Source organism: Roseateles sp. (assembly GCF_031397715.1).
GTDB lineage: Bacteria > Pseudomonadota > Gammaproteobacteria > Burkholderiales > Burkholderiaceae_C > Paucibacter_A.
The window spans coordinates 1-8,291 of record NZ_JANNMI010000202.1 but is presented as its reverse complement, the minus strand read 5'-3'; the positions used below and the strand labels follow the sequence as shown (position 1 = coordinate 8,291).

Below are 8,291 nucleotides of genomic sequence, written 5' to 3'. Positions count from 1 at the left end.
GTTTCACAGTGAGCGCGTTGTGAAGTTTTTGTGAACTATAATCATCCAACTGACTCTTGCTGATCATATCTAATTGTCCTACAGGCCACGCGTCGATGGGCGGTCATGGCCACTCGCATTCGTCAAAGGATGGCGGCGATGAGTCGAGGAATTGCCTCGCCGTCGATCGCGCCGAGCGTCAGGCTGCGCGTCGTCGCAGGCCAGTGCGGCCACCAGCGCCGCGTGGTCCTGCACCCGCAGATCGCGTTTGAACCAGACCAGGGCGCGCTGCACAGGCGCGGAGTTCTTCGCCCCCACAGCAGCTACTGCCGGGTGTGCGCTGCGCGGTGACGCGGCAGCTTGACCCCGCTGAGCGCCGCATGCTTGCTGCGCCGGCCCGCCACCCGCTTGCGCCACATCCGAAAGGACGACGGCAGCATCTGGCGGCGCATCAAGGCAATCACGGCGGACTCATTCAGGCCAAATTGCGCCTTAATGGCGTCGAAGGAGCTGCGGTCCTCCCAAGCCATCTCGATGATGCGGGAGATATCGGCGGCGCCCAGCGCCAAGGGATCAGTCGGCGGCGTATTCATGGCAGGCAGGGCAGTGGTTGCGTGGGCATGCTGAGAGGGTGAGGTAAAACACGAGCAGGATCTTCGCCGTTTAAGCAAGCCTCAGCAGGGTGCCAGGGTATTGCCCACTTGGCGGCGCTCGTGCTGCTCAAAAGTAACGTCCAATAGCGAGATGGACAATAGCAATATCGAAACCCGCCTGACCGAGCTGGAAATCAAGGCCAGCTTCACCGAAGACCTCCTGGATCAGCTGAACCTGATCATTACGCGCCAGCAGGATCAGATCGATTTGATCAGCCGCGAGTTGGCCGCCCTGCGCCAGCAGGCACCCGACGCCGGCGCGCCGGTGTTTCGCAGCCTGATGGATGATTTGCCGCCGCACTACTGACGGCGCCGTCGCTTCAAGCGCTCAACATTTTGTGAATCAGCTCCGGCGTCGACCCTGCCGAGTACTTCTTCATCAAGCGTGCGCGGTAGACATCGACCGTGCGCGGGCTGATCTCCAGCCGGCGGCCTATCATTTTGCTGGTCAGGCCCTCGATCAATAGCGCGGCAATCTCGCGCTCGCGGGCGGTCAGCTCGGCCTTCAATTGGCGGTGCGCCGACAAATCCTCAAAACTCCAGATGCCTTCCGCATGCGGGTCTTCCGGGTTCAAGGCGCGGCCCGAAACATGACACCAAAACAGCTCGCCACTGCCGACCCGCTTCATCACCCGGTCGTCGGCATAAAACCCTCGTTTGTCCAGTGCCGCGACGATGCGCGCGCCGGTGCGTTCGAACTCAACCAAGCTGGGGTAGAGCACCTCAAAGCTGCGGCCGAGCAACTGGTCTTGCTCGGCGCCGAACATGGTCAACAGCTGGCGGTTGCAGTCGACGATCAAGCGCTTGGCCGACAGCACCAGGCCGATCGGCGCCAGCTCGAAGGCGGTGCGGTAGTCAAGTGTCATTGAGGAGGTAATGCAGGGCGAACAGGGTAGAAGAGTCGTAACGGTCAATCCTGGCGTATTGACTTAGGCGATTCTACGTATGCGCCAGCGGCAGCCCGGCGTAGTACGCTCTGCGGCTTCCGAAGCTCGAACGGAGTAGCAGCAATGAACAAGATTTTCCCCAGTGCCGCTGAGGCGCTCAAGGGTATCGTCAAAGACGGCCAATTGCTGGCGGTCGGCGGCTTCGGCCTGTGCGGCATCCCCGAGGCGCTGATTGCGGCTTTACGCGACAGCGGTGTCAGGGACTTGACCGTTATTTCCAACAACGCCGGCGTTGACGGCTTTGGCCTGGGTCAGTTGCTGGAGACGCGCCAGATCAAAAAAATGATTTCCAGCTATGTGGGCGAGAACAAGGAGTTCGAGCGCCAATACCTGGCCGGCGAGTTGCAGCTGGAATTCACGCCGCAGGGCACGCTGGCCGAGAAGCTGCGCGCCGGCGGCGCCGGCATTCCGGCCTTTTTCACGCGCACCGGCGTGGGCACCATCGTGGCCGAGGGCAAGGAGCTGCGCGAGTTTGATGGCCACACCTATGTGATGGAACACGCGTTGATGCCCGAGGTCGCCCTGGTCAAGGCCTGGAAGGCCGACAAGAGCGGCAACTTGGTGTTCCGCCGCACGGCGCGCAACTTCAACCCGGCCGCCGTGATGGCCGGCAAGACCACCGTGGTCGAGGTGGAACAGCTGGTCGAGGTCGGCGAGATCGATCCGGATGCCGTCCATCTGCCGGGCATTTACGTGCACCGCATCGTGGTCAATGCCAATCCCGAAAAGCGGATTGAGAAGCGCACTTTATCCATCAAGGGAGAGTAGTCATGGCCTGGACTCAAGACCAAATGGCGGCGCGTGCCGCGCAGGAGCTGGAAGACGGCTTTTATGTGAATCTGGGCATCGGCATCCCGACCCTGGTGGCCAACTTTGTGCCGACGGACAAGGAGGTCTGGCTGCAGAGCGAGAACGGCATGCTGGGCATCGGGCCCTTTCCGCTTGAGTCCGAGGTCGATGCCGACCTGATCAACGCCGGCAAGCAGACGGTGACCACCATCAAGGGATCGTCGATCTTCGGCAGCCACGACAGTTTCGCCATGATTCGCGGCGGCAAGATCAATCTGTCGATTCTGGGTGCGATGCAGGTCAGCGCCAGCGGCGATCTGGCCAATTGGATGATCCCCGGCAAGATGGTCAAGGGCATGGGCGGCGCGATGGACCTGGTGGCCGGCGTCAAGCGGGTGATCGTGTTGATGGAGCATGTGGCGCGCAAGAAAGATGGCACGACCGATATGAAAATTCTGCCTAACTGCACTTTGCCACTGACCGGCGTAGGCGTGGTGAATCGCATCATCACCGACCTGGCCGTGATGGACGTGACGCCGGCGGGCCTGAAGCTGGTCGAGCTGGCCGAGGGTGTCAGCCGCGAAGAGGTGCAAAGCAAGACGGGCGTGCCGCTGCTGTAAAGCTTGGACAGTTTGCTTTGACGAGGAAGGCCGGCGCAAGTCGGTCTTGTTAGTTTTTGATTGTCCAGAAAGCTCAGCCGCGAGCGAAGGAAAGCGACCACAGAGAGAGGGAGGAAGGCACCGAGGGATTCATCCGGTTCGCCGACCCTCTCTGTCTCGCTGTGCCTTCCTGTTGCATTTTGAATTCCCCGGCAAGCTGAGCTTGCTCGCCAATCAAGTTGTGCCCGGCGCGCAACTGGTCCACACGGCAAAGCTAGCCTTCACGCTTGCGCTTGCGACTTGCGGCGCAGCTCGACGGCCAACAAGGGCAAGGCCAAGAGCAGCAGCAGCCCGCTGGCGGGCTCCGGCACGGGTGAGGGGTTGAGCGTGAAGCCGCCCACCAGCGCGGCGGCGCCGCCGGCCCAGGTCTCGGCATCAAAAATGCGCAGGCCGATGGCGCTTTGCCCGTCAGCGAACGTGCCGCCGGTAAAGGTATAAAAGTTGCCGTTGAAGTGATTGGTCTCAAACACGCTGCCGGCGGTGGGGCCGGACAAGCTCAGGTCGGTGCCGTAGAAGTTGATGCTGTTGCTGCCCAGCGCGAAGAAGGATGCATCGGCGCCGGCAAAACGGCTGTAGCTGCCGCCGCTGACATCAAGCGCGGCGCTGCCGTTGGCAAACACGCCGCCATTGACCGTCAGCGTGCCGCCCAAGGCCGCTTGCGTGGCGGGCGCTGGCGCATAGCTGTTGGCTCGCACACCGCCATTGACCGTACCGCCGTTCAAGGCCGCCGTGATGGTGGCGTCCTCCAACCGAACACCCCATTGCGCTCCGCCACCGGCGGCGCCGCTGACTGTGCCACCACTGAGCGTCAACGCGCTGTTTGCCCCTAAGTAAATGGCCGCACCGCTGAGCGACTGCACCGTGCCGCCGCTGACCGAGATCACGCTGCCGTCGGCGCCAGCGATCGCGGCCTGGCCCGACTGCGAGATGATGCTGCCGCCCGTCACCTGGAGCGTGCCGTTGAGGACATAGGCCACGCTGGACAGGCCGTTCTGGATCAAGCCGCCACTCACCGTCGCATGGGCGCCTGCTGCCCCGGCGGCCAAGCCGTTAACGCCCAAGAAACGCAGCGTGCCGCCGCTGATCACGCCGGTGCTGGTGTCATTCAGGCTGATGCCGCCGCCGGCGCCGGTCGGCGAGATCTGGTTGAAGGTGCCGCCGTAGACCCGCAGCGCACTATTGCTGTAGGCATCGATACCGCCGCCGGTTTGATCGCTATAGCTGAACAGCGCCGGCTCGACCACGTCAACCCGCACATTCGCCACGCGCTGGACTTCTCCGTTAGCGACGCTGGACACGCCCACCCATTGGGTGTCGCCGATGTAGTTGCCGTTGAGCGGATTGCCGTTGGCGATCGTGCGGTCGCTGGAGATAAAGGCCGCCTGCGCGGGCATGGCCAGCGCGGCCCATGCGGCGCCGACAGCGACGGACAGACGGACGGCGTTTCGGCGATTGCAATAGGGATGGGTCATGAGAGGGCTCGGTGACTTGATGGTGGCGCTGGACAGACCGGGCTTGGCCTTCATCGACTAACGCAATGTCAGCGGCTAAAAAGGCTCATTGCGGCGATACACCCCCCCTGAATGAGTGGGTCGCGGCAGCCCAGATGAAGCCGCCAAGGGCGCGCTTGTCGCCGTTTCGGAATCTGGCCGAGCCCCAGGCCTTGCTGGCGCAATGGGAGCCGGGCCAGAAAACGCCGTGGCAGACCGTGGCCAAGCACAACTACCAGCGCGCCCATGCCATCACCGCGCTGGCCGGTGACCATGCGCAGCGCTATCCGGCCTTGCTTGGGCGGCTCCAGCTGCGGCGGCGGCTGATTGTCTGAATGGGTCTATTTCAGCCGACGAGCCCGCGCGACTGTCGCATTCGCTTTGGCTAAAGATTTGAATAAAGTGTTGCAAAGTCTACACAGGGTAGTAATATCTACGCCATGAATTGCTTGCTTTTGATACTTTCGCTGCCGACCGAAAACGCCAGCGCCCGCATGCGCTGCTGGCGGGCACTCAAATCTTGCGGTGCGGCGCTGCTGCGCGACGGCGTTTATCTGCTGCCCGACCAAGCCGACAACGCAGCCACGCTGGGCGGCATTGCCGCGGATCTGCGCAGCCACGCCGGCACCGCTTACCTGCTGTCCACGCACAGCGACGCAGCGGAGTTCAAAGTGCTGTTCGACCGCAGCGCCGAGTTTGGCGAGCTGTTCAATCAGATCACCGCAGCCCGAGCGGAGCTGCGTGAAGACAATGTGCTGGATGTGATGAAGCTAGCGCGCAAGCTGCGCAAGAGCCTGGAGCAGCTGCAGGCGATTGACTTCTTTCCCGCTGAGGCGCAGCGGCAAACGGCGGCGGCCTTGCAGGCGCTCGAACTCGATGCCCAGCGTGTGCTCTCGCCGGACGAGCCGCGCGCCACGCCTGACGAAATCATCCGGCTGAACATCGCGGACTACCGTGGCCGCAGCTGGGCCACGCGCCACCGGCCCTGGGTGGACCGGCTCGCCAGCGCCTGGCTGATTCGGCGCTTCATCGACCCCGAGGCGCACTTTATCTGGCTCAAGAGCCCGGCCGATTGCCCCAAAAAAGCGCTGGGTTTCGATTTCGACGGCGCGACCTTCAGCCATGTGGGTCTGCGCGTGACCTTCGAAACCTTGCTGGCCAGCTTTGGCCTGGAGACGCCGGCCTTGCTGCGCCTGGGGCTGCTGGTCCACAGCCTGGACGCCGGTGGCGTGCAGCCACCCGAAGCGGTCGGCGTCGAGCGCGTGCTCGCCGGCATGCGCGAGGCCATCAGCGACGACGACCAGCTGATGCAGGTGGCGGCCGGGGTTTTTGAAGGTTTGCTGACCGCTTTCAAGCACGAACAGGACAAAACATCATGATGAACACCAGCCCGCCGTCTGCCATGAGTCTTGCCATGACTCTTGCCATGACCCCCGCGATGGCGCTGGCCCTGGCCGGCAGCTTCGGCAGCGTCGCGCGCTGGCGTGAGGACTTCGTCGCCCTGCCGGCACGAAGCAAGGCGGGCCGGGTGTTGCTGAGCTTGCAGCCGCGCACGGGCTTGCTGGTGAATCAAGCGGCGGCCGATCAAGGTGTCGTGCTCTTGGCGCTGGAATTGGCAGAGCAGCAGGACCCGGTTGCGGCGGCGCAGGCCTTCATCGCGCAGATCGACTGGGACGAGGTCTACGCGCTCTACCAGGCAGCCGTCCAAGACGCCAGCGAAGGTTTCGCCGCCGACCTGGCGCAGCTGGACCTGGGCCGCCAGGTGGTCGTCGATGTGCGGCGCGACGCCATGTTCGAGCAGGCGCAGACGATGTTACCCGGCGCGCACTGGCGCGATCCGGCGCAGGTTGCCGACTGGGCAACTGAGTTGCAGCCGGGCGCCGAGGTGCTGGTCTATTGCGTCTACGGCCATGAGGTCGGCCGCGTCACTGCGGTGAAGCTGCGCGCGCTGGGCATCAAGGCCAGCTACTTGCCCGGTGGTATCGATGCCTGGGCCGCGGCCGGCAAGCCGCTGCAAAACAAGCAGGACCTCGAACAGTGACGGCACAAGTCAGCGCTGCGCTGGCCGCGCCGCGCTACACGCGATGGCAAATGGTCGGCTATATGCTGGGCTTGGGTACATGGGGCTTCGGCGGCCCGGTGGCGCTGGTCGGCTTCATGTACCGCGACCTGGTCGAGCGCCGGCAATGGATCAGCGAGGCCGACTACAAAGAGGGCTTGGCCCTGGCTCAGCTGATGCCGGGGCCGCTGGCGGCGCAGCTGGCCATCTATCTCGGCTATGTGCATTTCCGGGTGCTTGGCGCGACGCTGGCCGGCCTGGCCTTTGTGCTGCCGTCCTTCTTTATGGTGGTGGGCTTGGGCGCGGTCTATGTCGCGTACGGGGGCTTGGGCTGGATGCAAGCGGTGTTCTACGGCGTGGGCGCGGCCGTCATCGGCATCATCGCGATGAGCGCCTACAAGCTGACCAGCAAGAACATCGGCCGTGACAAGCTGCTGTGGGCGATCTTTCTGGTCAGCGCCGGCGTCACCGTGATCACCCAGTCGGAAGTCGTCTGGCTCTTCCTGGGCGCCGGCGTCCTGGTCTGGCTGCTGCGCGCGCGCCCTCAGTTCAAGGGCCGGCTCAACGGCTTTGCGGCCGCTGCGCCGCTGGCCGGCGTGGCGCTATTCGCCAGCACGGACTGGCCCCTTCTGGTCGAGATCGGCGCCTTCTTTGCCTACGCGGGCAGCTTTGTCTTCGGCAGCGGCCTGGCCATCGTGCCGTTTCTGTACAGCGGCGTGGTGCAGGAACACCAGTGGCTGACTGACCGGCAGTTTGTCGACGCCGTGGCGGTGGCCATGATCACGCCCGGGCCGGTGGTCATCACGACCGCCTTCATCGGCTATTTGGTGGCCGGCTTCTCGGGTGCGGCGGTGGCGGCGCTGGCGACCTTTGTGCCCTGCTATTTGTTCACCATCCTGCCGGCGCCGTATTTCAAAAAGCATGGCAAGCGCCCGGCCATCGTTGCCTTTGTTGACGGCGTGACGGCGGCGGCGATTGGCGCCATCAGCGGCGCCGTCGTCGTCATCGGCCAGCGGGCTATCACCGACTGGATGACGGCGGGCTTGGCCCTGGCCACCATCGCCATCCTGTGGCGCTTCAAGAAATTCCCCGAGCCGCTGATCGTGTTGATGGCGGCGTTGATTGGCTTGGGCGTAACCCCATCAATAGACGGCTTACTCAGGTGAGCCCAACATCTTGGCCGGGTCCACCCAGGCATCAAAGTCCGCTGCGCTGACTGCCCCCAGCTCCAACGCCGCCGCCCGCAGCGTGGTGCCCGTTTGATGGGCGTGCTTGGCGATGGCTGCCGCGCGGTCATAGCCGATATGCGGCACCAGCGCGGTCACCAACATCAGCGACGATTGCAGCAAGGTCTGGATGCGCTGATGGTTGGCCATCAAGCCCTGCAGGCAATGCTGCTCAAAGCTGCGCATCGCCTCGGTCAGCAGGTTCAGGCTGTCCAGGCAATTCAGAATGATCAGCGGTTTGTAGACATTCAACTCGAACTGCCCTTGGCTAGCGGCAAAGCCAATCGCGGTGTCATGGCCCATCACTTGGGCGCAGACCATGGTCAGTGCCTCGACCTGTGTCGGGTTGACCTTGCCCGGCATGATGGCGCGCGCACGCGGCGCCTGCGGCAGGTCGCGGATTTCGTCGTCCTCAGGAAATTCTAGAAACAACAGGGCATGACCACGATCACCGAAGACATTCCGGCGGGAGACTACAATCCGGCGATG

The 8,291-nt window shown here is 63.7% G+C and carries 11 protein-coding genes; 7 read left to right on the top strand and 4 right to left on the bottom strand.

What is annotated here, in order from left to right; translation table 11 throughout:
* Positions 1 to 302 precede the first annotated feature (302 nt).
* Positions 303 to 572, bottom strand: a complete 270-nt coding sequence (locus tag RMO57_RS08900) for a TIGR03643 family protein (protein WP_310385838.1) — start codon at positions 570 to 572, stop codon at positions 303 to 305.
* A gap of 151 nt (positions 573 to 723) precedes the next feature.
* Here RMO57_RS08900 and RMO57_RS08895 point away from each other — a divergent pair, with 151 nt between their 5' ends.
* Positions 724 to 939 (top strand): SlyX family protein, encoded by a 216-nt coding sequence (locus RMO57_RS08895; protein ID WP_310385837.1) that lies wholly within the window; start codon positions 724 to 726, stop codon positions 937 to 939.
* A gap of 13 nt (positions 940 to 952) precedes the next feature.
* Here RMO57_RS08895 and RMO57_RS08890 read toward each other — a convergent pair whose 3' ends face one another.
* Positions 953 to 1,498, bottom strand: coding sequence for a LuxR C-terminal-related transcriptional regulator (locus tag RMO57_RS08890; RefSeq protein ID WP_310385836.1), 546 nt, complete (start codon positions 1,496 to 1,498; stop codon positions 953 to 955).
* 144 nt (positions 1,499 to 1,642) lie between these two features.
* On the opposite strand from RMO57_RS08890, the gene RMO57_RS08885 reads away from it, so the two are divergent.
* Together RMO57_RS08885 and RMO57_RS08880 are read left to right on the top strand one after the other, a co-directional pair.
* The gene (locus RMO57_RS08885; RefSeq protein WP_310385835.1) at positions 1,643 to 2,347 is read left to right on the top strand and encodes a CoA transferase subunit A; all 705 of its coding nucleotides are present in this window, start codon (positions 1,643 to 1,645) and stop codon (positions 2,345 to 2,347) included.
* Between the two features lie 2 nt (positions 2,348 to 2,349).
* On the top strand, positions 2,350 to 2,988 hold the full coding sequence (locus tag RMO57_RS08880) for a 3-oxoacid CoA-transferase subunit B (RefSeq protein WP_310385834.1): 639 nt from the start codon (positions 2,350 to 2,352) through the stop codon (positions 2,986 to 2,988).
* 260 nt (positions 2,989 to 3,248) lie between these two features.
* Here the strand turns inward: RMO57_RS08880 and RMO57_RS08875 are convergent, their stop codons facing one another.
* Positions 3,249 to 4,553, bottom strand: a complete 1,305-nt coding sequence (locus RMO57_RS08875) for a PEP-CTERM sorting domain-containing protein (protein WP_310385833.1) — start codon at positions 4,551 to 4,553, stop codon at positions 3,249 to 3,251.
* Between the two features lie 80 nt (positions 4,554 to 4,633).
* Here RMO57_RS08875 and RMO57_RS08870 point away from each other — a divergent pair, with 80 nt between their 5' ends.
* From RMO57_RS08870 to RMO57_RS08855, 4 genes are all read left to right on the top strand, one after another.
* Entirely contained in the window at positions 4,634 to 4,852 is a 219-nt protein-coding gene (locus tag RMO57_RS08870; protein WP_310385832.1) for a hypothetical protein, read from the top strand.
* A gap of 105 nt (positions 4,853 to 4,957) precedes the next feature.
* The gene (locus RMO57_RS08865; protein WP_310385831.1) at positions 4,958 to 5,896 is read left to right on the top strand and encodes a chromate resistance protein ChrB domain-containing protein; all 939 of its coding nucleotides are present in this window, start codon (positions 4,958 to 4,960) and stop codon (positions 5,894 to 5,896) included.
* Between the two features lie 35 nt (positions 5,897 to 5,931).
* The gene (locus RMO57_RS08860; protein ID WP_310385830.1) at positions 5,932 to 6,558 is read left to right on the top strand and encodes a rhodanese-like domain-containing protein; all 627 of its coding nucleotides are present in this window, start codon (positions 5,932 to 5,934) and stop codon (positions 6,556 to 6,558) included.
* A 50-nt stretch (positions 6,559 to 6,608) separates the two neighbouring features.
* Positions 6,609 to 7,742, top strand: a complete 1,134-nt coding sequence (locus RMO57_RS08855) for a chromate transporter (protein ID WP_310385839.1) — start codon at positions 6,609 to 6,611, stop codon at positions 7,740 to 7,742.
* Here the strand turns inward: RMO57_RS08855 and RMO57_RS08850 are convergent.
* Positions 7,731 to 8,234: a lyase family protein gene (locus RMO57_RS08850; RefSeq protein WP_414896395.1), complete on the bottom strand. Its 504-nt coding sequence runs from the start codon at positions 8,232 to 8,234 to the stop codon at positions 7,731 to 7,733. The genes RMO57_RS08855 and RMO57_RS08850 overlap by 12 nt on opposite strands.
* Positions 8,235 to 8,291: the final 57 nt, after the last annotated feature.